19 protein-coding genes are annotated in these 20,990 nt (G+C 54.7%); 12 read left to right on the top strand and 7 right to left on the bottom strand.

Features of this window, described 5'->3' with window-relative positions:
- Nucleotides 1-161 precede the first annotated feature (161 nt).
- The 6 genes from ACLBVC_RS18360 to ACLBVC_RS18335 all read left to right on the top strand — a co-directional run bounded on the left by ACLBVC_RS18360 (nucleotide 162) and on the right by ACLBVC_RS18335 (nucleotide 6,169).
- The gene (locus ACLBVC_RS18360; protein WP_410150808.1) at nucleotides 162-707 is read left to right on the top strand and encodes a Csu type fimbrial protein; all 546 of its coding nucleotides are present in this window, start codon (nucleotides 162-164) and stop codon (nucleotides 705-707) included.
- Between the two features lie 66 nt (nucleotides 708-773).
- Entirely contained in the window at nucleotides 774-1,289 is a 516-nt protein-coding gene (locus ACLBVC_RS18355; protein WP_410150807.1) for a Csu type fimbrial protein, read from the top strand.
- Nucleotides 1,290-1,301: 12 nt separating this feature from the next.
- The gene (locus ACLBVC_RS18350) at nucleotides 1,302-1,832 is read left to right on the top strand and encodes a Csu type fimbrial protein (RefSeq protein WP_410150806.1); all 531 of its coding nucleotides are present in this window, start codon (nucleotides 1,302-1,304) and stop codon (nucleotides 1,830-1,832) included.
- An 18-nt stretch (nucleotides 1,833-1,850) separates the two neighbouring features.
- Complete coding sequence (locus ACLBVC_RS18345; RefSeq protein ID WP_410150805.1) at nucleotides 1,851-2,648, top strand: fimbrial biogenesis chaperone; 798 nt, start codon at nucleotides 1,851-1,853, stop codon at nucleotides 2,646-2,648.
- Between the two features lie 16 nt (nucleotides 2,649-2,664).
- Nucleotides 2,665-5,220 carry a fimbria/pilus outer membrane usher protein gene (locus ACLBVC_RS18340; RefSeq protein WP_410150804.1) on the top strand — a complete coding sequence of 852 codons (2,556 nt, stop codon included), beginning with the start codon at nucleotides 2,665-2,667 and terminating at the stop codon, nucleotides 5,218-5,220.
- Nucleotides 5,204-6,169 carry a Csu type fimbrial protein gene (locus ACLBVC_RS18335; RefSeq protein WP_410150803.1) on the top strand — a complete coding sequence of 322 codons (966 nt, stop codon included), beginning with the start codon at nucleotides 5,204-5,206 and terminating at the stop codon, nucleotides 6,167-6,169. Before ACLBVC_RS18340 ends, ACLBVC_RS18335 begins: the two co-directional genes overlap by 17 nt.
- Before the next feature lie 71 nt (nucleotides 6,170-6,240).
- On the opposite strand, the gene ACLBVC_RS18330 is transcribed toward ACLBVC_RS18335, so the two are convergent.
- From ACLBVC_RS18330 to ACLBVC_RS18320, 3 genes are all read right to left on the bottom strand, one after another.
- Nucleotides 6,241-6,720 (bottom strand): cold shock domain-containing protein, encoded by a 480-nt coding sequence (locus ACLBVC_RS18330; RefSeq protein WP_195813779.1) that lies wholly within the window; start codon nucleotides 6,718-6,720, stop codon nucleotides 6,241-6,243.
- A gap of 107 nt (nucleotides 6,721-6,827) precedes the next feature.
- Nucleotides 6,828-7,481 (bottom strand): DNA oxidative demethylase AlkB, encoded by a 654-nt coding sequence (alkB, locus tag ACLBVC_RS18325; RefSeq protein WP_410150802.1) that lies wholly within the window; start codon nucleotides 7,479-7,481, stop codon nucleotides 6,828-6,830.
- A 69-nt stretch (nucleotides 7,482-7,550) separates the two neighbouring features.
- Complete coding sequence (locus ACLBVC_RS18320) at nucleotides 7,551-8,435, bottom strand: LysR family transcriptional regulator (RefSeq protein ID WP_410150801.1); 885 nt, start codon at nucleotides 8,433-8,435, stop codon at nucleotides 7,551-7,553.
- A 91-nt stretch (nucleotides 8,436-8,526) separates the two neighbouring features.
- Between ACLBVC_RS18320 and ACLBVC_RS18315 the strand changes: the two genes are divergently transcribed.
- From ACLBVC_RS18315 to potE, 6 genes are all read left to right on the top strand, one after another.
- Nucleotides 8,527-9,327 carry an isocitrate lyase/PEP mutase family protein gene (locus ACLBVC_RS18315; RefSeq protein ID WP_410150800.1) on the top strand — a complete coding sequence of 267 codons (801 nt, stop codon included), beginning with the start codon at nucleotides 8,527-8,529 and terminating at the stop codon, nucleotides 9,325-9,327.
- Nucleotides 9,328-9,376: 49 nt separating this feature from the next.
- Entirely contained in the window at nucleotides 9,377-9,877 is a 501-nt protein-coding gene (locus ACLBVC_RS18310; protein ID WP_410150799.1) for an AAA family ATPase, read from the top strand.
- A gap of 101 nt (nucleotides 9,878-9,978) precedes the next feature.
- The gene (locus ACLBVC_RS18305; protein ID WP_410150798.1) at nucleotides 9,979-10,797 is read left to right on the top strand and encodes a shikimate 5-dehydrogenase; all 819 of its coding nucleotides are present in this window, start codon (nucleotides 9,979-9,981) and stop codon (nucleotides 10,795-10,797) included.
- Between the two features lie 391 nt (nucleotides 10,798-11,188).
- A complete protein-coding gene (speFL, locus tag ACLBVC_RS18300) occupies nucleotides 11,189-11,344 on the top strand; it encodes a leader peptide SpeFL (RefSeq protein WP_410150918.1) in 156 nt (51 codons plus the stop codon).
- Nucleotides 11,345-11,632: 288 nt separating this feature from the next.
- The gene (gene speF / locus ACLBVC_RS18295) at nucleotides 11,633-13,795 is read left to right on the top strand and encodes an ornithine decarboxylase SpeF (RefSeq protein WP_410150797.1); all 2,163 of its coding nucleotides are present in this window, start codon (nucleotides 11,633-11,635) and stop codon (nucleotides 13,793-13,795) included.
- Between the two features lie 65 nt (nucleotides 13,796-13,860).
- Nucleotides 13,861-15,177 carry a putrescine-ornithine antiporter gene (gene potE, locus ACLBVC_RS18290; protein WP_410150796.1) on the top strand — a complete coding sequence of 439 codons (1,317 nt, stop codon included), beginning with the start codon at nucleotides 13,861-13,863 and terminating at the stop codon, nucleotides 15,175-15,177.
- 95 nt (nucleotides 15,178-15,272) lie between these two features.
- On the opposite strand, the gene gudD is transcribed toward potE, so the two are convergent.
- From gudD to ACLBVC_RS18270, 4 genes are all read right to left on the bottom strand, one after another.
- Nucleotides 15,273-16,610, bottom strand: a complete 1,338-nt coding sequence (gudD, locus tag ACLBVC_RS18285; protein ID WP_410150795.1) for a glucarate dehydratase — start codon at nucleotides 16,608-16,610, stop codon at nucleotides 15,273-15,275.
- A 31-nt stretch (nucleotides 16,611-16,641) separates the two neighbouring features.
- Nucleotides 16,642-17,979: an enolase C-terminal domain-like protein gene (locus tag ACLBVC_RS18280; protein ID WP_410150794.1), complete on the bottom strand. Its 1,338-nt coding sequence runs from the start codon at nucleotides 17,977-17,979 to the stop codon at nucleotides 16,642-16,644.
- Nucleotides 17,976-19,352, bottom strand: coding sequence for an MFS transporter (locus tag ACLBVC_RS18275; protein ID WP_410150793.1), 1,377 nt, complete (start codon nucleotides 19,350-19,352; stop codon nucleotides 17,976-17,978). Before ACLBVC_RS18275 ends, ACLBVC_RS18280 begins: the two co-directional genes overlap by 4 nt.
- A 305-nt stretch (nucleotides 19,353-19,657) precedes the next feature.
- The gene (locus tag ACLBVC_RS18270; protein ID WP_410150792.1) at nucleotides 19,658-20,818 is read right to left on the bottom strand and encodes a CdaR family transcriptional regulator; all 1,161 of its coding nucleotides are present in this window, start codon (nucleotides 20,816-20,818) and stop codon (nucleotides 19,658-19,660) included.
- Nucleotides 20,819-20,990 lie beyond the last annotated feature (172 nt).

Here is a 20,990-nt window from a genome sequence, read left to right as displayed (position 1 = left end):
GATTTCATCAGTGATCGCTGAAAAAACAAAGCCCGGCCTGTACGTCGTTTCTTGTCCGTTTTTTGGCTGTCTTTAGCGTTAATTACAGACCACCAGAGGATTTCCACATGCAACACCGTTGCATGAATACACATCCGTGTAAGCAGTTATTGGGAGTCATCATGGGCGAAAAAAATACTTTATTACTGGCTATTCTGGCCGCGGCAACCCTGACATTCGCCGCTGGCGCGCAGGCAGCCGGTACCTTAACAGGGCAAGTGGGTGTTCAGCTGACCATCAGCACCGGGTGTACCGTCGGTAACGGCACCGCCACCGGCGGCACCAACCAGTGGGGTACCTTAAACTTCGGTAATTACGCCGATCTGACCAGCGTGATCAACGGCACCGTTCTCGGCGCTAATGGCACCAGCGCGGTCACCATCACCTGTAGCACCGGGCTGAGCCCGACGCTTTCACTCAATGGCGGGCTGGCAGCGGCAGGCGGGTTACGTACCATGACCTCCAGCGGCAACAGCATTCCTTATCGCCTCTATTCTGATACCGCACGTACCACCGAAATCGCGATTAATACGCCCGTCACCCTGACCACCGGGACGACGCCGCAAAATATTCCGATTTATGGCCGCGTATTGCCTGCTGACCAGACCAGTACCACACCGGCCGCGGGGACTTACAACGATACGGTCGTCGCCACACTTTCCTGGTAGTTCGCTGACATTTCAGGGCTAAGACAGCCCTGTAATGTCAGAAAGAGGGTCAAGGAAGGAATGGTCATGGACATCAAGGTACCGCTGTTGCCAGCCCTGATTGCGCTGTTATGTCAGGCGGCTGTCCCGTCGGCAAATTCTGCCACGCTTGGGATCACCGCCACGTTGCTGCCTGCCTGTACGGCGGGCACATCGTCGTCCGGCAGCACGACTTTCGGCACCCTCAATTTCGGCAATTATGCCACGCTGACCAGCGCCATTAATGTTACCAGCGCGCAACTGGCGGGTTCTATTCGCGTGAACTGCGTCAACGGGCTGAGCTACAAAATCCTGATGGATGGCGGTACAGCAGGCAGCGTGACGGCCCGCAAAATGGCCAACACCACCAACAGCGCACTGACCGTGGCCTATAACCTGTATACCACCGCCCCGCGCACCACGATTTGGGACAATACCACCGGCGTAAGCGGCACAGGATCCGGCGCCGACCAGTGGTATCCGGTGTATGGCCGTGTTCCTGCCCAGACCACGCCCGCGGCCGGTATTTATTCGGACACGGTCAATGTCACTGTCAGCTGGTAGCGGGGCGATATTATGCCTGAACGCACCCTCATCCTGCTGGCTTCCCTCTCACTCCTCTTTTCGCCTGTTCTGCGGGCTGCGACAACCACCACCAGCTTTACCGTCAACGCCACCATCACCAATGGCTGCGCCTTCGGCAATTCCCTCAGTACTTCCGTCTCCAGCCTTGGCACGATCAACTTTGGATCGTTTGCATCCGTCCCGACCAATGTGGATGTGGTCAGTACGTCGGGTGCGGGTTCGGTCGTCGTGACCTGTACACCCGGCGCGACGGTGGCAATCGCCATGGATTACGGCTTACACGGGGGTTCCGTGACGCAGCGTTATATGACCAACAGCGGCGCGACCGCCACGCTGGCTTATCAGCTTTATCAGGATTCAGCACACACCAAAGTATGGGGAACCGGTGCGCAGGCGATGACCGTCAGCAGCTTCCCCGCCACAACACAAACTTATCCGGTCTATGCCCGGTTGCTTTCATTCACGACGTCACCGACTGCAGGCACTTACACCGACACGGTAACCGTGACTTTAACGTATTGAATCATCAGGATGTGAACCATGAAATTGACTTTTTTACGCTGTATTTCCCGTCTGATTGCCATTTCTGCGCTGTGCTTATCCGGGCACGTTTTTGCGGCCAGTTCGGTACTGGTCTGGCCGGTTTATCAGATTATTGAGGCTGACCAGAACGGCTCCGCGCTGTGGCTGGAAAATCGCGGAGCCGATCCGGTTTCGTTACAGATTCGGGTCATGGCGTGGAAACAGGAGAATTTTAATGAGCGTTACGCCGATCAGACCGCCGTCGTCGCCAGCCCGCCGTTCGCCACCGTCGCCCCCGGCCAGCGCCAGCTGATCCGACTGATCCGCAATACGCCGGTGCCGCCGAAAACCGAAAAAGCCTTCCGTATCATTATTGATGAAATTCCTTCTCCGCTGAATGCCTCGCCGCAAGGCCAGGCAAAAGCCGTCGTCGGCCTGCAATTACAAATGCGTTATCTGTTGCCGTTATTTCTCGATGGCGAAGGGCTCTGGACCAACGAACGTACCGATATCAAACGGGATCCCGCGTCCGCCACCAAGCCGGTGCTGAAGTGGAGCGTGGATACCGAAGGCGGAAAAATGCTGCTGAAAGTCAGGAATACCGGCACCGTTCACGCCCGCCTGAGCAACGTGTTCTGGTCCGCTAACGGCAACAACAAACAGGGTGTCAAAACCATGGTCAGCGGCTTTATGGGATACGTGTTGCCGGGCCAGGAAATGCGCTGGCCGGTGCCCGCAGGCGTGATCCCTGGCGGTCAGCTCAATGCACAAATTGCGGATAATACGCAGCCCATCGTGATCCCGCGCGGCGAATAAGGCCGGGGCACGGGACATGTCATTACGACGGCTGAGATGTTATTGCAGACGATCCTTCCGGCTTGGCCTGATTTGCGCGGGCAGTACCACCTTGTCTGTCGTTCCGCTGTTTGCGCAGGCGGATGAATACGGCGCGTTACCGGATGCGCCCCGCGTTGCGCCGGTAGTCATGGACGCGACCTATTACCTGACGCTGGTTGTAAACGGCCAGACCGATAATCAAGTCGTGCCGGTGGTATATCGCAATAACGCTTACTTTGTGGAGTCCGGCGTGCTGGCGAAAAACCATGTGCACACCCACGGACAGCAGGACGGGCTGGTGAATATCTCCGCCCTGCCCGGCGTGAAAGCGACGTACAACGCCGCCGTTCAGCAGATGGTGATTCAGGTGCCGGACGACTGGCTGCCGAAACAGGATGTCAGCAGCGATAACCTGATCGGCTATACGCCTGCGCAAAGCAGCAACGGTTTGCTGCTCAATTACGACGCCTATTACACCGATCCGCACGACGGGCCACGCTCAGTCGCCACATTACTGGAACAGCGGCTGTTCAGCAGCGTCGGCATTCTGACCAATACCGGCACCTTCCGCGAGAGTCTGGGGAGTAATGGAAGCGACAACGGCAACGTGCAAAACGGCTATCTGCGTTACGACACGTTCTGGCGCTACAACGACGAACAACGGCTGGTCAGTTATCAGGTCGGGGATTTTGTCAGCAATTCGCTGACCTGGAGCAATTCAGCGCGCATGGCGGGTTTGCGCATCAGCCGTAATTTCAGCGTGCGGCCGGATCTGGTGACGTATCCGCTGCTGCAATACAGCGGCACGGCGGCGGTGCCGACCACCGTAGATTTGTTCCTTAACGGCTACAAGGCCAGCACCAACAATCTGAACTCCGGGCCGTTTACGCTCACCAATGTGCCGTACATCAACGGAGCCGGTGAAGCAACGGTCGTCACCACCGACGCCCTCGGACGTCAGGTTTCCACCAGCGTCCCGTTTTATGTGTCGAACACATTACTGCGCAAAGGACTGAGTGATTTCGACCTGTCACTCGGTGCCGTGCGAAAAAATTACGGCATCACCAGCGGGGATTATTCGGATGCCGCTTTCAGCGGGATTTACCGGTACGGTATCAGCAATTTCCTCACGCTTTCCTCGCACGGCGAAGCCACTCAAGGGCTGGCACTTGGCGGACTGGGAGCCGATGTGGCGGTCGGGAACTGGGGCACGTTCAGCGTCTCCGCCAGCCAAAGCCGCGCCAGCCGTGCGCCGGTCACCAGTGGCGAAATCGATGCTGATAACAGCAGTGCGAATACGAATCTCAACGTTAACGGTACACCGAACAACAACGGGATGATCAGCTCATCGCCCAATTCTGACGGCGACACCCATGAAAAAAGCGGCAATCAGTACACGGTCGGTTATTCCTACTACTCCAACCGCTTCAGCCTTTCGGCCTTGCGTTCTTCCCGCAGCCCCGGCTTTCAGGATCTGACGTCGTATACCGGCGACACCCGCCTCAGCCGTCAGGCCGATCAGGTGACGTTCAGTACCTCGCCTTTTGGCCCGTCCAACGGCACAGTCGGCATCGGATATTACGACGTCGAAGCCTATGACCGCAGCCATACTCGGCTGCTTAATTTCTCCTACAGCCGCTCGCTGTGGGGGCAAAGCAGTATGTTCCTGTCGCTTAACAAAACGCTCAGTGACAGCGGTTACAGCGCACAGTTGCAGTTTATCGTGCCACTCGATTCCGGGGCCAGCGTGACGGCCGGTCTGCAACGCGACAGCGCAGGGAATTATCAGGAGCAACTAAGCGCCAGTAAAACCGCGCCAACCGACGGCGGGCTGGGCTGGAACCTGGCGTATACCGGCGGGAAGGATCCTTACCAGCAGGCCGATGCGACCTGGAAAACGCGCTATGCCACGCTTGAAGGCGGCCTGTATGGCGAAACCGGAAAATACACCAACTGGGCCGATCTCAGCGGTTCGGTGGTGTTTATGGCCAATGATTTCTTCCTGTCGGACAAAATTAACGATGCTTTTATTGTCGTCGATACCGGCAATTACGCCGGAGTGCCGGTGATGTATGAGAACCAGAAACAGGGCAATACCGATAAAAACGGCCATCTGCTGATCCCGACTGTCAGTTCGTATTATCCGGCGAAAGTGGATATCGATACGATGCCGCTGCCCGCTGACGTCGTGGCAACCCGCGTGACCGACAACGTCTCCGTGCGCCAGAGCAGCGGCGTGGTGGTTGAGTTTAAAGTGGAGAAAGTGCTGTCCGCCAATATCACACTGCAAAACAGTCAGGGACAGCCGCTGAAAATCGGCACCGTGGTCACCGAACAAAACAGTCGCCAGACCACCGTCGTCGGTTATGGCGGGCTGGCCTATTTCAGCAATCTTGCGCCTCACAATATGTTGAGCATACGTCAGGAAGATGGCTCAGTTTGCCGGATCGGCTTTGACCTCAACGTAAACAGTCACAGCATCGAACAGGTCGGGCCGCTGCTATGCCGCAACGCCCCGGTATCAGGAGAGATCAATGAAGAAAATCCGTAAATGGACAGTCAGAATGCTGATGGTTTGCGCCCTCTTTTTCAGCGTTCAGGCCGCGCAGGCGGCGTGTACCAGTTCGTCCGGCGCAGGGACGTTTGCCTCCAATAACTCGTTTACCGTCGGCACCACCGCTGAACAGGTGACGGCCACCAGCGGCTTTACCTGTACCGGTAGCGCGCTTTCGCTACTCAGCACCAACACCGTAACGGCAACCATTGCCTCCACGGCCAATGCGACCGGCACATCAGCGCGGCTTTACAACGCCACCAGCAAACAGTATCTGCCGTACATCATTTGTCAGGACAGCGGCTGCGCGACGCCGGTCAACGTGGGGACATCAACCACCTGGAGCAGCACCACGTTGCTCGGACTTTTAGGATTATTTAATGCCAGCGACGGCAGCCTGCCGCTGTACCTGAAAACCTCCACCGGCTCTAATTTGCAGGCAGGCACGTACACCGACACGATTAACATCAACTGGGCCTACCATATCTGCTTCGTCGGCGTATTAGGGATCTGTTCCTACACTGACGGCACAGCCACTACCGCCATCACCGTTACGCTGATTGTCACCAATTTCTGCTATATCGACAGCGCACCCAACGTTAATTTCGGTTCCGCGGCTTTCCCTGGCGGGTTCTCCTCCGTCACCTCAAACTCCCTCAGCGTTCGTTGCACGCTGGGCGCGACGTACAGCGTCAATCTTAACAGCAGCAACCCCGGCAGCGGCCAATACCGGCAGATGTCCGCGACGGTCAACTCCGTCGTCAATTACCTGCAATATCAGCTGTTTAAATCCGATGCGACGGTGTGGACAGCCGCCACCAATGCCTCCGCAACGGGCACCGGTTTATCGCAAAGTATTCCGTATACCGCGACGGTCAATGCCTCTCAGGCGAACGTGCCAGCCGGCAGTTACAGCGATACGGTGTTAGTGACGGTGACGTACTAAATGGGGGAAACCAGAAGGAATAAAACAGAACCGGTGCAGCGAATGCGCACCGGTTTGAGAATCTTAAAGTATTACAGTGCTTTCAACGTTTTGACGGTGGCATCCACGTCAATTTCATCTTCCGTAAACACGTAGGTACTGTTCTGGAAGGTGGTGATCAGCAGTTTTTTCATGGTCCGTGTCGCGGCTTTTTTCTCTTCTTCCTGCGGCCGGATACGGTTCATCAGCAGGCCAACGGAAAGCACGGCATTTTCTTTGTCGACTTTGGTTTCTGCCGGGACTTCTTCATTGAAGGCCAGAAAGGATTTGATACTGGTGATTTTGATGCGCTCACCGGCAATAAAGATGTATTTGCTTTCGGGTTCCACTTTGACCGCAAAGGCGGAAAGGCCTTTGTTGTTGGTCGTCGGCTCAAAAGTGACCACCGCATCTTTCTTAATCAGCTCAGGGTTTGCGACTTTAATCACGTGGAAATAACGGTTATCGCCGTTTTCATCTTTGATAAAACCGAAACCTTTATCTTCAAACCAGGTTGTGATTACGCCGTTCATCGCTTACCGCCTAAGTAATTATTCGTTCAACATGTCAGTTTTTGCAGGGCGGAAGTGTAAAGCAGAATGAGGATAAAGTCCTGTGCTTTACAGCCCGGCCTGCCGTGTTATACCGCTTTACGGAAAGTCAGGTTAAACCGGTACGAACCTGTGAGCGGATGTTCGCCCGCTTTCAGCGGCAAAACGCCGTGATAACGCAACCGCGACGGGCCGCCCCACACCACGATATCGCCGTGGGTCAGTGTGATGCGCTGCGTTTTGTCGCTGCGTTCCAGCCCGCCGAACTGAAACACCGCCGGTAATCCAAGAGAAATCGAGACAATCGGCTGCCCGAAGTCATGCTCGTCTTTATCCTGATGCAGGCTCATTTTGGCGCCCGGCTGATACCGGTTAATCAGGCAGGCGTCCGGATTAAAACCGGGAAAACCGGCCTGCTCTGCGGCTTTCACCGCGATATCGCGAAACAGTTCAGGCATCGCCGGCCATTGCTGATGGCTTTCCGGCGACGTGGTCTGATACCGGTAACCGGCTTTGTCCGTCACCCAGCCAACATCACCGCAGTTTGTCATCGCCACGGACATCGCATAACCGCCTGGCGTCGCGCGATACTGAAAAGGCACCTGCCCGGCGATCCGGTCGATCTCTGCCAGCAGCGCCGTGTCGTTTTCCCGCGCTGCGCCACGCAGCACCACCGCGCCGGGGGAAAGATCTTCGCGCCAGTGCGGGTGAAAATCGGGATGATCAAAAAGATCTAAATTCATGTCAGCCTCCGCGTTTGCGTATGCATTGAGTATAACGGATGTCGCCTTTTGAGCATCAGTCCGTCATTTTCAACGCCAGCGCGAAGCCAGAAACTCAAGAAATACCGTCGCCGCCGGACCGATACGCCGGTTAGGCCGCACGCAATAGACGCCGGTTTCCCGCCCCGTCCATTGCGGCAAAACCTGCACCAGATCCCCTGCAGCAATCGCTGCCGCCATCGTCACCGCCGAATGAAAAGCGATGCCGTGTGCGTCGGTACAAAGCCGCCGCGCCGCATCCGCGTTATCCACTTTCACCGATCCTTTCGGTGCCAGCGTGCGTTCTTCTGCACCCGAAAACAGACGCCACAGCAGGCCGTCCTGACTGGCCGAAGAGACGATACATTCATGCCCATTGAGATCTTCCAGCGCCTGCGGCACACCGCGTTTTGCCAGATAAGCCGGGGCGGCCACCAGGATCCGCCGGTTTTCCAGCATTTTGTGGGCAATCAGCGAGGAATCCTTCATGCGGCCAATACGAAATGCCAGCATGATGCCGTCAGCAACAAGATCAGCGTAGTCATCGGTCAGGCGCAAATCCAGCTGCACCCGCGGATGCGCCGCCAGAAACGTGCTCAGGTACGGCACGATATGCGTGTGACCAAACGCCACCGGCGCGCTGACCACCAGTTCGCCATACGGCAGTTTCTGTTCATCGCGCACGGTTTCGGCAGCGTTTCGCAGTTGCAGCAACGCCTGATGACACTCGGAAAAATAGCGTTTCCCGGATTCAGTCAGCGACATCGCCCGCGTGGTCCGGTTCAGCAGCTGGGTGCCCAGTTGCTGTTCCAGCGCTTTAATAAAGCGGCTGACGGACGACGGCGTGATCCCCAGCGAATCAGCGGCGCGGGCAAAGCTATTGTGTTCAACCACAGCAACAAAGGTTTGCACTAAGTGCAGCGACGGCGCGTTCATTATTGCTCTCAGAGAATCAATGAATGTTATTTCCGGCTATTATCAAGAAAATTAAGCATGATTAGAATGATTCTTTTTCGAGGAATATTCTATGAAAACGCCTTCTCTCTCCGCTTTTCATGCCCTGCATTTGCAGGATAAACCGCTGAAATTACCCAACGCCTGGGACGCAGGCAGCGCACGACAGATAGCGCACCTCGGCGCGGCGGCCATTGCCACCACCAGCGCGGGCGTCGCCTGGTCTTTGGGGTATCGCGACGGCAATGCGCTGCCGGTGGATGAGTATGTGGCGCGCGCGGCGTCTATCGCCCGGGTGATTTCAGTTCCGCTTTCTGCGGATATCGAAGGCGGTTACAGCGACTCCCCGACTCAGGTCGGCATTAACGTTTCGCGGCTTATCGACGTCGGCGTCACCGGCATCAATATCGAGGATGGCGCAGGCAATCCCGATCTCCTGTGCGCCAAAGTGGAGGCCATCCGCAACGCGTGCATCCGGCGCGGAATGGAGTTGTACATCAATGTGCGGACCGACGTTTATGCCCGCAATCTGGTGTCCGCTGAATTCCGTGCCGCCGAAGTGATGGCGCGGGCGCAGAACTATCACCGCGCAGGCGCAGACGGGCTTTTTGTGCTCGGATTAGCCGACCTGAAAGAAATGCGCGACATCGCCGGAAGCACCCCGCTGCTGCTCAATGTTGCGGTCTGGCCGGGGCTTGCGCCGGTGGAAGAGCTGGCGCGTGCGGGCGTGCGTCGCCTCAGCGCGGGTTCCTGGCTGCCGCAAACCTTGTGGGCACAGAACGCACGGCTGGTCAGCGGTTTTTTGCAGGAGAATGCGATGACGCCGATGATGGAAAATGCAGCACCTTATTCTGAGATCAACATGTTATTTTAACCGGCTGAACGAGCTGAATAGCAAAAATATCGAACCGGAGAAGCAGACAATGAACACTGTAAATCAGGCAATGCTGCATATCTTGTGCGGAAAAATTGCCTCCGGGAAATCCACCCTGGCGTGCGAACTGGCAAAGCAGCCGGTCACGGTGGTGGTCAGCGAAGATCGCTGGTTATCCGCACTGTTTAAAGAGGAAATGCGCACCATCGAGGATTACGTCCGATGCTCGGCAAACCTGCGCAGCGCCATCGCACCGCATGTAATTTCGTTGCTCAGCGCCGGTGTCTGCGTGGTGCTGGATTTCCCGGCGAATACCGTCGCCAACCGCCAGTGGATGATGAGCATCATCCGTGAATCGGGCGCGGATCATCGCCTGCATTTTCTGAACGTCACCGACGATGTGTGTCGTTCCCGGCTGCACATCCGCAATCAATCCGGCACACATGATTTTGCGGTGACCGATGCGCAGTTTGAGCTGATCTCCCGATATTTTGCTGAACCTCAGCCGGAAGAAGGTTTCACGATTATTCAATACGATAACGGAAATTAAGCGGAAACGGGAACGGCTTACCAGGGAACGGGACGATTGTAGGGTTGTATCGTTTCAGCTAAGGTTTACCAAAGCCAAACCTACCCTATCAGGAGAGCATCATGAGTCGGGAAATCAACAAAGACACGCAGCTTTGCATGTCCCTTTCCGGTCGTCCGGGAAATTTCGGTACCCGTTTTCATAACTACCTTTATCAGGCGTTAGACCTGAACTTCGTCTACAAGGCGTTCACCACTCAGGATATCGAGGCTGCCGTCAAAGGCGTCCGCGCACTGGGTATTCGCGGCTGCGCGGTTTCCATGCCTTTCAAGGAAGCCTGCATTCCGTTCCTCGATGAACTGGATCCTTCCGCCACAGCCATTCAGTCTGTGAATACGATCGTCAATGATGGCGGTTTCCTGCGCGCCTACAACACCGACTATATTGCTGTCGCCAAACTGCTCGACAGCCATAAAGTCCCGCGTGATGCGGTATTCGCGCTGCGCGGCAGCGGCGGAATGGGCAAAGCGGTGGTCGCCGCCATCCGGGATGCCGGTTTCAAAACCGGTTATATCATTGCGCGCAATGAAGCCAATGGCCGCGCGCTGGCGGAAGAATACGGCTACGAATGGAGAGCCGACGTCGGTGATTTAGCCGTCGATATGGTCGTCAACGTCACGCCAATCGGTATGGCCGGTGGCCCGGAAGCCGATTCTCTGGCCTTTGCGCCAGACGTCATCGACCGCGCCCGCATCGTTTTCGATGTCGTCGCCCTGCCGGTCGAAACTCCGCTTATCCGCTACGGCCGTGAGCACGGCAAAAAAGTCATCACTGGCGCAGAAGTCGCCGCACTTCAGGCCGTCGAACAGTTCGTGCTGTACACCGGCAAACGTCCGTCCGACGAACTGATCGATGCAGCGGCGGCGCACGCGCGGGGCTAACACCAATGCCAGCATAAACCCCCGTCAAGTTTCACAGGGGTTTATGTCCTACTGCCGGACTTCACAACTCCAGATAATTATTCCGCACGTTTCTATTATGCATAATCACTGATGTTAGATGCATACGCATGCATTCTGCGGTGTCCGTTCTGAACCAGTCTGATAACACTTCATCAACACCTTGCCGCTATTTTGCCTGTCGCGGTCACAAACCTCGTGGGGTTACGCACGATTTATCGCCAGAAATAGCAAACCAGCTAAAGGGTTCATTAACATCTTGCATTGCGCTTTTGTGCCGTTTTTATGCATTTTCAGCCTCACTAAATGCATAAAAAATGAATAATTATTTCTGTTATGCAGAATTTATGCGATACCGGTCACAACAGTGCTTATGGTGGGCGTTAGAATGGCCGCGCTATTTCAACCAACAAGGTCGATAGAAATGGAAAATAACAATCGAAAAATGGCACATATACGACGAACCACGCATCTGATGATGATGGCTCACCGCAGTTGTTTTAGCTTCGCATTTTTTAACTTCCGATAACCCTTCGCGCTACGTTCTTATTCCGTATTGCAGAACGTCTTATGCCCAGAATATTTCAATTGCGCTCTACACGGCGACGGCATACTTTTGCCTTTCCTAATGAAAGACATTTTAAGACTGCAATGCAATAACGAATAATGACCTCCTATATTTCGCAAAATAAATATAACTCTCTGTAACAGACAAATTTTGTTACAGCGAATTCGCACACCTTTATTTTGGCGGAAATTATTTTCAGCAAATGAATGAATTTGTTGCGGGATAATTTCGCCTGAAAAATGAGAAAAAATGAAAACACTAAAAATAGCGGCGAATACCACGACACAAACCTGTTTTGACACCACGCGGGAAATTGTGGATATCCATCACACCGATTTTACCGATATTGCCGCCGCCGTGCTTTCGGTGGAAGACGTCCGGCAGGGCATGGTGGCGCATCTGAGTGATATCGGGCTGAATATTCCTCTGTTCGTCGCGATCGCCTGTGAGGAAGAGCTGGATAATGACATATTGCCCGCACTGCACGGCGTATTTGAACTCTGCGGAAAGAACACTCAGTTTTATGGTAAACAACTGGAAGCCGCAGCGGTTAAATATGAAAGCGAATTGCTGCCGCCATTCTTTAACACGCTCACGCAGTACGTCGAAATGGGCAATGCTTCTTTCGCCTGTCCGGGCCATCAGGGCGGTGAATTCTTTCGTAAGCATCCGGCAGGAAGACAGTTTTTCGATTTCTTTGGCGAAACGCTGTTTCGTTCAGACATGTGTAACGCCGACGTCAAACTGGGCGATTTGCTGATCCACGAAGGCGCACCCTGCGAGGCGCAAAAGCATGCCGCCCGCGTGTTCAATGCCGATAAGACATACTTCGTACTCAACGGCACGTCGGCTTCCAATAAAGTTGTGACCAATGCCCTGCTGACCCGCGGCGATCTGGTGTTGTTTGATCGCAATAACCACAAATCCAACCATCATGGCGCGCTAATTCAGGCCGGTGCCACACCGGTTTATCTGCAAACGGCGCGTAATCCGTTTGGGCTGATTGGTGGCATTGATGCGTCCTGTTTTGAGGAACGTGCCCTGCGCCAGCAAATCCGCGAAGTTTCGCCGGAACGCGCCACACTGGCACGCCCTTTCCGTTTAGCGATCATTCAATTAGGGACTTACGACGGCACGATTTATAACGCCCGCCAGGTGGTCGATAAAATCGGTCATCTGTGCGATTACATCCTGTTTGACTCCGCGTGGGTCGGTTACGAGCAATTTATTCCGATGATGAAAGAGTGCTCGCCACTGCTGCTGGAACTCACTGAAAATGACCCCGGCATTATCGTCACGCAGTCGGTCCATAAACAGCAGGCAGGGTTTTCCCAGACTTCACAAATCCATAAAAAAGATAAACATATCAAAGGTCAGGACCGTTATTGCAACCACAAACGGTTCAACAATGCCTTTATGCTGCACGCCTCCACCAGCCCGTTCTATCCGCTGTTTGCCGCACTCGACGTCAACGCCAAAATGCATGAGGGGAAAAGCGGTCAGCGCCTGTGGAAAGAGTGTGTCCGCGTCGGGATCGAAGCCCGCAAAATGCTGCTGGCCACCTGCCAGCTGATCACGCCGTTTGTGCCGCCGGTTGTCGACGGCAAACCGTGGCAATCCTTCAATACCGCTGAAATGGCGGAAGATCTGCGCTTCTTTAATTTCGCCCCAGAGCAGAAATGGCACGGCTTTGAAGGGTACGGCGAATCGCAATATTTTGTCGATCCCTGCAAACTGCTGCTGACCACGCAGGGGATTGATACCGAAACCGGTGAATACACAGATTTCGGGATCCCGGCCACCATACTGGCGAATTATCTGCGTGAAAACGGCATCGTGCCGGAGAAATGCGATCTGAATTCCATTCTGTTTCTGCTGACGCCTGCCGAAGATATGGCAAAAATGCAGCATCTGGTGGCGCTGATTGCGCGCTTTGAGAAACACATCGAGCAGGATTCTCTGCTCTGCGATGTCCTGCCGAACGTGTATCAGAATCACCAGCAACGCTACCGTGATTACACGCTGCGCCAGCTGTGTCAGGAAATGCACGACCTGTATGTCAGTTATGACGTCAAAACGTTGCAGAAAGCGATGTTCCGCAAAGTGAATTTCCCGCGGGTGATGATGAATCCGCAGGATGCAAATACGCAGTTTGTGCGGGGCAACGTGGAATTAATTCCGCTGGTGAAAGCCGAAGGCCGGATTGCCGCCGAAGGTGCACTGCCTTATCCCCCGGGTGTGCTGTGTGTCGTGCCGGGTGAAATATGGGGTGGTGCCGCGCAGCGTTATTTCCTCGCACTGGAAGAAGGTATCAATTTATTACCCGGTTTCGCCCCTGAATTACAGGGCGTTTATATTCAGTCAGATCCTGATGGCTGGAACCGGGCCTACGGGTACGTGATTAGAAAATAAACTCAGTCAGACGCTGCGGATTATTTCCGCCTCGCGAAAATGAATAATAAAAGAGAGTTAAAATCATGAGTAAATCCAATAATAAAATGGGGGTGGTTCAGTTAACCATTCTCACGGCCGTTAATATGATGGGGTCAGGCATTATTATGCTGCCGACTAAACTGGCCGAAGTCGGCACAATATCCATTGTGTCCTGGCTGGTCACGGCGGTCGGTTCCATGGCGTTGGCTTTTGCGTTCGCAAAATGCGGGATGTTCAGTCGTAAATCAGGCGGGATGGGCGGCTATGCGGAATATGCTTTCGGCAAATCCGGCAATTTTATGGCGAATTACACCTACGGCGTTTCGCTGCTGATTGCCAATATTGCGATTGCGATTTCCGCCGTCGGCTATGGCACCGAATTGTTTGGCGTGGCACTGCCTCCGCTGGGGATTTGCATCGCGACCATTGCCGTTCTCTGGCTGGCAACGGTCGCCAATTTTGGCGGCGCGCGCATCACCGGTCAAATCAGTTCAGTGACTGTCTGGGGCGTGATCATTCCGGTGGTCGGCATCTCGGTCATTGGCTGGTACTGGTTCAGCGGCGAGGCGTACATGGCCGCGTGGAATCCGCATGCAGAACCGACGTTCAAAGCCATCGGTGCCTCTATCTCAATGACGTTGTGGGCATTTCTGGGTCTGGAATCCGCGTGTGCAAATACTGATGTCGTGGAAAATCCGGAGCGCAATGTCCCGATTGCCGTACTCGGCGGCACGCTGGGCGCGGCGGTGATTTATGTGGTTTCGACCAACGTGATCGCCGGGATTGTGCCGAATATGGATCTGGCGAATTCCACCGCGCCTTTCGGGCTGGCGTTCTCGCATATGTTTAATCCAACAGTCGGAAAAATCATTATGGCGCTGATGATCATGTCCTGCGTCGGTTCACTGCTGGGCTGGCAATTTACTATCGCGCAGGTCTTTAAATCTTCGGCGGACAGCGGCTTCTTCCCGAAAATTTTCTCAAAACTCAATAAAGCCGATGCGCCGGTAAAAGGGATGCTGACTATCGTCATTTTCCAAAGTGCGCTGTCGCTGATGACCATCAGCCCGTCGCTGAGCAAGCAGTTTGATACGCTGGTGAATCTGGCCGTCGTAACCAATATCATTCCGTATATTCTATCGATGGCGGCGCTGGTGATTATTCAGAAGGTGGCTAAAGTGCCTGAAGGCAAGGCTAAAATCGCCAATGTGATTGCAGGAATCGGTGCGCTATACAGCTTCTACGCGCTGTACAGTTCGGGTGAAGAAGCCATGATGTGGGGCGCGATCGCCACATTCCTGGGCTGGACGCTGTACGGAATGGTGTCGCCACGCTTCGAGATGGCGGGGAAAAAAAGCTGATTGCCGTGAAATTTCTGAAGTAAGAAAACAAAAAAGCCCTGACGGCAACGTCAGGGCTGTGGTCATTACTGCACCAATTTTTTTGAATCAGACGGCTACCGAACCAGACAGGGTTTCTTCGGATCAAACTTCCAGTCCGGCACCAGGAACTGCATGCCCTGCGCGTCATCGCGCGCGCCCAGCCCCATCCCTTTGTAGAGTTCATGAGCTTTCATCACCTGATCCATATCCAGCTCAACGCCCAGCCCCGGTTGTTCCGGCACGCGCACTTTACCGCCTTTGATTTGCAGCGGTTCTTTAGTCAGTCGCTGATTGCCTTCCTGCCAGATCCAGTGCGTATCGATGGCGGTGATTTTGCCCGGCGCGGCGGCGGCAACCTGTGTGAACATCGCCAGCGAGATATCAAAGTGGTTATTGGAGTGAGAACCCCACGTCAGGCCCCATTCGTGACACATCTGCGCCACGCGCACCGAACCCTGCATGGTCCAGAAATGTGGATCCGCCAGCGGAATATCCACGGATTTCAGCTGGATGGTATGACCCATCTGACGCCAGTCGGTGGCGATCATATTGGTCGCAGTCGGTAAGCCGGTCGCCTGACGGAATTCCGCCATAACTTCACGCCCCGAGAAGCCCTGCTCTGCACCGCACGGATCTTCCGCATAAGCCAGCACGCCACGCAGTTGTTTGCCGAGCGCGATGGCCTCATTCAGCGACCACGCGCCGTTCGGATCCAGCGTGATCCGCGCCTGCGGGAAGCGTTGCGCCAATGCGGTCACAGCTTCGGCTTCTTCACTGCCTGCCAGCACGCCGCCTTTCAGTTTGAAATCATTGAAGCCGTATTTTTCATACGCGGCTTCGGCCAGACGTACCACGGCGGCAGGCGTCAGGGCTTCTTCGTGGCGCAGACGATACCAGTCGCAGTTGTCGCCGGGCTGGCTCTGATAGCCGAGCGACGTTTTGTTGCGGTCGCCGACGTAGAACAGATAACCGAGCATTTCGACTTCATCGCGCTGCTGACCGTCGCCGAGCAGAGACGCGACGGTAACGCCCAGATGTTTACCGAGCAGATCCAGCATCGCCGCTTCAATCGCGGTGACGACGTGGATCGTGGTACGTAAATCGAAAGTTTGCAGCCCGCGGCCAGAGGCATCGCGGTCGGCAAATTTTTCGCGCACGGCGGTCATGACATTTTTGTATTCGCCCAGCGTTTTGCCGATCACCAGCAACGCGGAATCATCCAGCGTCTGACGGATTTTCTCGCCGCCCGGGACTTCGCCCACGCCGGTATTCCCGCTGCTGTCTTTGAGGAGCAGGATGTTACGGGTGAAAAACGGCGCATGCGCTCCGCTGAGGTTAAGCAACATGCTGTCGTGCCCGGCCACCGGGATCACCTGCATGGAAACAATTTTTGGTGTAGATGAAGAGGTCATGCTAACTCCTTAGTGAATTCGGATTCCGTAATCAGCGGCCCATCGCCGGGCGCTTGCGATCAAATTTCCAGCCGGGGATCAGGTACTGCATCGCCGCCGCATCGTTGCGTGCGCCGGTCGGCAGTTTTCTGTGCAGTTCGTGGGCGCGGTGGATCTGATCCATGTCGATCTCAATCCCTAAGCCCGGTTTCTCAGGCACTTTGATTTTCCCGTTCACGATTTGCAGCGGCTCTTTGGTCAGGCGCTGATTGCCTTCCTGCCAGATCCAGTGCGTATCAATCGCCGTCGGTTTACCCGGCACAGCCGCGCCAACGTGGGTGAACATCGCCAGAGAAATATCGAAATGGTTGTTGGAATGGCAGCCCCAGGTCAGGCCCCACTCATCGCACAGTTGCGCCACGCGTACCGCGCCATGCATGGTCCAGAAATGCGGATCAGCCAGCGGAATATCGACGGACTGCAACATCACGGCGTGCTGCATCTCGCGCCAGTTGGTGGCAATCATGTTGGTGGCGACCGGCAAACCGGTGGCACGGCGGAACTCAGCCATCACTTCACGGCCAGAAAAGCCCTGCTCCGCGCCGCACGGATCTTCGGCATAGCTGAGGATCCCGTGCAGGTTTTTACACAAATCTATCGCTTCATCGAGCAGCCACGCGCCGTTAGGATCAACGGTGATCCGCGCATCCGGGAAACGTTTTGCCAGCGCTTTTACCGCGTCGATTTCCTGCTCACCCGGCAACACGCCGCCCTTAAGTTTGAAATCTTTAAAGCCGTATCGATCCTGTGCGGCCTCCGCCAGCTGCAACACGGCGTCGCTGTTCATCGCTTTCTGATGACGCAGGTGATACCAGTCGTGAATGCCGCGCGCCCCTTCCTGATACGGTAAATCTGTTTTCTGCCGGTCACCGATATAGAAGAGATAACCGAGCACGGTCACTTCGTCGCGCTGTTTGCCCGGCCCGAGCAGCTCGCACACCGGCACGCCGAGGAATTTACCCATCAGATCCAGCAGCGCGGCTTCCAGCGCCGCGACCGCGTTCACTCGCAACTCGAACGTCCACGCGCCTTTACCAAACGAATCAAAATCCGACGACTGATTACCCACGTGAATCTGATGCACCAGCCGGTTCATCCGCGCTACTTCCTGGCCTTTGACCTGCGCGATGGCTTCAACCAGCGTGTTGTAAATTACTTCGCCACCCGGCGCTTCGCCCACGCCGGTATTCCCGGCGCTGTCGGTCAGAATCACGATGTTGCGGGTGAAGTAAGCACCGTGCGCACCACCGATATTCATCAGCATGCTGTCGTGCCCGGCCACAGGAATGACCTGCATGTCGGTAATGACCGGGGAAGATTGCGTACTCATCGTGATACTCCTTTTCCTGCACTTGCGGATCCGAAAGGTTGTAACTGGATGCGTTCAATTTTGCCGACGATAAAGACATAGCTGATAACGGCGAGCAGAGCGTGGATCCCGACGAAAATCAGTGCGCCATTAAAGGAACCGGTGGTACCGATAATGTAGCCGACTGCAATCGGGGTGATGATGCCGGAAACGTTACCGAACATGTTGAACAGCCCGCCGCTCAGCCCGCTGATTTCTTTCGGCGCGGTGTCAGCCATGACCGCCCAGCCCAATGCACCCAGCCCTTTGCCGAAGAAGGCGAACGCCATAATCCCGACGACCATCCATTCGGTATCGACGTAGTTACAGGCAATCATCGACATTGACAGCAGCATACCGATAACGATCGGCGCTTTGCGTGACAGCGTCAGGTTGTTGGTTCTGCGCATCAGCCAGTCGGAAATAATCCCGCCCAGCACGCCGCCGAGGAAGCCACAAATGGCCGGAACCGACGCCACCATGCCCGCTTTTAGAATGGACATGCCGCGAGCCTGAACCAGATAAACCGGGAACCAGGTGATGAAGAAGTAGGTTAGCGCATTGATGCAGTACTGGCCGATATAGATGCCGATCATCATGCGCGATTTCATTAACTGTTTGAGCTGTGAAGCTTTCTCGCCTTTGACTTTCGCCTTTTTGGTGGTTTTCTGATCCATGTTGATCAGCGCGCCACCGGCTTCCATGTAGTCGAGTTCGGCCTGATTGACGCCCGGATGATCTTTTGGATCGTGGATCACTTTCAGCCAGATGAAGCTCAGGATGATCCCCAGCCCGCCCATAAAGAAGAAGACGTGTGACCAGCCCACGGCCTGTGTCAGCCAGCCCATAATCGGGGCAAAAATTACGGTAGCGAAATACTGTGCGGAGTTAAAAATTGAGACTGCGGTGCCACGTTCCTGTGCCGGGAACCATGCAGCAACAATCCTGCTGTTGCCCGGGAAAGAAGGCGCTTCAGCCAGCCCGACGAGGAAACGTAATACAAAGAGGGAAACTACGATGCCGAAGCCACTGAATATATCGACAAACCCTTGCAGCAATGTGAATAATGACCAGATGAAAATACTGTAGAAGTAAACTTTTTTGGAACCGAATTTATCCAGTAACCAGCCACCGGGTATTTGTCCGATAACGTAGGCCCAGGAAAATGCCGAAAATATATACCCCATCCCAACAGAATCGAGACCGATATCTTTCGCCATTGCCGACCCGGCAATAGATAACGTCGCGCGGTCGCCGTAATTAAATGATGTGACGATAAATAACATCACCACTATCCAGTAGCGCGCATTTGTTCTTTTTTTCACGGCACTGGCTGATGAAACGATTGTTTCCATGATGTTCTCCGGAATTGAGAGTGATGCAAATACCCGAAGGTATAAGACATTCCAGCCAGCCACAGAACTGTAGGGTTCAGAGAGGAAGGAAGAATGCCAGTATAAGAACAACCGGATACCAACTCATTAGGCAAAGTGACAAGCATGGAAAGCGCTTTGCATTTATCTTGAGGCGAATGCCCAGTACTCTGCGAGTCAGTTCACGAAAAGAGAAAGGCTTGTGATTGGCGTCACGTTAAATTAAATACGGCGATTTCGTCCTGAAAATATCCGGTACAGAAATACTTTCAGGACGGGAAGATTAATTAAACCTGATCGTTATCTAATTGAAGTGCGACATACAACAACAGACGATCGTCAAAATTTCCCAGATCCAGCCCGGTTAATTCCGAAATACGGTTTAAACGATATTCCAGCGTATTACGGTGAATATAAAGCGCTTTGGACGTTGCGGTCGGTTGCACATTATTATGGAACCATGCTGCTAATGTACGCCGGAGTAATCCGTTGCCGTCGGTGGCTTTCAGACGCGCCAGCGGCCGCACCAGTTCATCGGCCTGCCAGCCGCCACGAAGGCTGTCCAGCAGCACCGGCAAAATCAGATCCTGATAGAAATAACAGCGCTGTTCGGGCATGCGCTGTTTGCCGACGGTCATGGTGGTTCGAGCAGTGCGATACGAGCGGGCAATACTGCCTGGGCCGCTGAAGAAGTTACCGAGGGAAATCCGGACACGCAGACGACCGGTTTCGGTCATGCGCGAAAGCAGATGATCGATTCGCTGCCGGTGACCATCGGGATCCCAGCGATCGTAACTGTTCAGCGCCGGTTTCAGCACCACCATTTCGGTGAGCGAAACAATCGCGATCAGGTTATCTCGCTCCGGCGTGGTCAGTAAGGTTTGCAGCTGTTGCAGCTCCGCCATCGCGGAATCCACGCCAAGCTGACCGCTGTCTACTTCGACCACCGCCGCCACGCGCGGGCGGTTCAGGTCAATGCCCAGACGCTGCGCCCATTCCATTAATGCCGGGGAAAGTTCGTCTACGCGGATCAGGTTCAGCACCAGTTCTTCGCGCAAACGGCTGTCCTGCGCGAGCATATGCAGTAAACGCGCCTGCTCAAGCATCATTTCGGCGGTCATGCAGACCAGCTCGCCGTACTGGCGTAACTGCGACGGATTGCCCGTCAGGCCAATCACGCCGACAATCTGGCCATCAATGCGCAGCGGCAGGTTTATTCCCGGACGCACACCGTGCAAATGCCGTGCAACACCTTCATCAATATCAACAATACGTTCCTGCGAAATGGACAACAGAGCACCTTCGTGCAATTCCCCAAGACGCTGATCGTCTCCGCTGCCAATTATTCTTCCCCGTCCATCCATGACATTCACATTACTATCAATGATTTGCATTGTTCGGGCAACAATCTGTTGCGCCAGCTTTGCATCGAGATGATACGCTGACATGATCCCCTGCCTTGCCTGTTTTATCGTTGTCAGAACAGCATACTCAGCGGCTTACCCCGACACATTATGCAAATGCCCAAAGAGCGAAAGCACCTATTGAAGTTGCGGGTAAGGTCACATTTTTAAGCAAATGCACAAGAATATTCAGACGGGAGTCGGGAGAAAACGGCAT

It is taken from the genome of Rahnella selenatireducens, from assembly GCF_046449555.1.
In the GTDB taxonomy this organism is placed as follows: Bacteria; Pseudomonadota; Gammaproteobacteria; order Enterobacterales; family Enterobacteriaceae; genus Rahnella; species Rahnella selenatireducens.
Note: the sequence above shows the minus strand (reverse complement) of the source record. Positions and strands in the feature narration are given on the sequence as shown.

Excerpts from the sequence above, each read along its gene's own strand:
- ACLBVC_RS18360 (WP_410150808.1), top strand. The coding sequence starts at position 162 with ATGGGCGAAAAAAATACTTTATTACTGGCTATTCTGGCCGCGGCAACC.
- ACLBVC_RS18355 (WP_410150807.1), top strand. The coding sequence starts at position 774 with ATGGACATCAAGGTACCGCTGTTGCCAGCCCTGATTGCGCTGTTATGT.
- ACLBVC_RS18350 (WP_410150806.1), top strand. The coding sequence starts at position 1,302 with ATGCCTGAACGCACCCTCATCCTGCTGGCTTCCCTCTCACTCCTCTTT.
- ACLBVC_RS18345 (WP_410150805.1), top strand. The coding sequence starts at position 1,851 with ATGAAATTGACTTTTTTACGCTGTATTTCCCGTCTGATTGCCATTTCT.
- ACLBVC_RS18340 (WP_410150804.1), top strand. The coding sequence starts at position 2,665 with ATGTCATTACGACGGCTGAGATGTTATTGCAGACGATCCTTCCGGCTT.
- ACLBVC_RS18335 (WP_410150803.1), top strand. The coding sequence starts at position 5,204 with ATGAAGAAAATCCGTAAATGGACAGTCAGAATGCTGATGGTTTGCGCC.
- ACLBVC_RS18330 (WP_195813779.1), bottom strand. The coding sequence starts at position 6,720 with ATGAACGGCGTAATCACAACCTGGTTTGAAGATAAAGGTTTCGGTTTT.
- alkB (WP_410150802.1), bottom strand. The coding sequence starts at position 7,481 with ATGAATTTAGATCTTTTTGATCATCCCGATTTTCACCCGCACTGGCGC.
- ACLBVC_RS18320 (WP_410150801.1), bottom strand. The coding sequence starts at position 8,435 with ATGAACGCGCCGTCGCTGCACTTAGTGCAAACCTTTGTTGCTGTGGTT.
- ACLBVC_RS18315 (WP_410150800.1), top strand. The coding sequence starts at position 8,527 with ATGAAAACGCCTTCTCTCTCCGCTTTTCATGCCCTGCATTTGCAGGAT.
- ACLBVC_RS18310 (WP_410150799.1), top strand. The coding sequence starts at position 9,377 with ATGAACACTGTAAATCAGGCAATGCTGCATATCTTGTGCGGAAAAATT.
- ACLBVC_RS18305 (WP_410150798.1), top strand. The coding sequence starts at position 9,979 with ATGAGTCGGGAAATCAACAAAGACACGCAGCTTTGCATGTCCCTTTCC.
- speFL (WP_410150918.1), top strand. The coding sequence starts at position 11,189 with ATGGTGGGCGTTAGAATGGCCGCGCTATTTCAACCAACAAGGTCGATA.
- speF (WP_410150797.1), top strand. The coding sequence starts at position 11,633 with ATGAAAACACTAAAAATAGCGGCGAATACCACGACACAAACCTGTTTT.
- potE (WP_410150796.1), top strand. The coding sequence starts at position 13,861 with ATGAGTAAATCCAATAATAAAATGGGGGTGGTTCAGTTAACCATTCTC.
- gudD (WP_410150795.1), bottom strand. The coding sequence starts at position 16,610 with ATGACCTCTTCATCTACACCAAAAATTGTTTCCATGCAGGTGATCCCG.
- ACLBVC_RS18280 (WP_410150794.1), bottom strand. The coding sequence starts at position 17,979 with ATGAGTACGCAATCTTCCCCGGTCATTACCGACATGCAGGTCATTCCT.
- ACLBVC_RS18275 (WP_410150793.1), bottom strand. The coding sequence starts at position 19,352 with ATGGAAACAATCGTTTCATCAGCCAGTGCCGTGAAAAAAAGAACAAAT.
- ACLBVC_RS18270 (WP_410150792.1), bottom strand. The coding sequence starts at position 20,818 with ATGTCAGCGTATCATCTCGATGCAAAGCTGGCGCAACAGATTGTTGCC.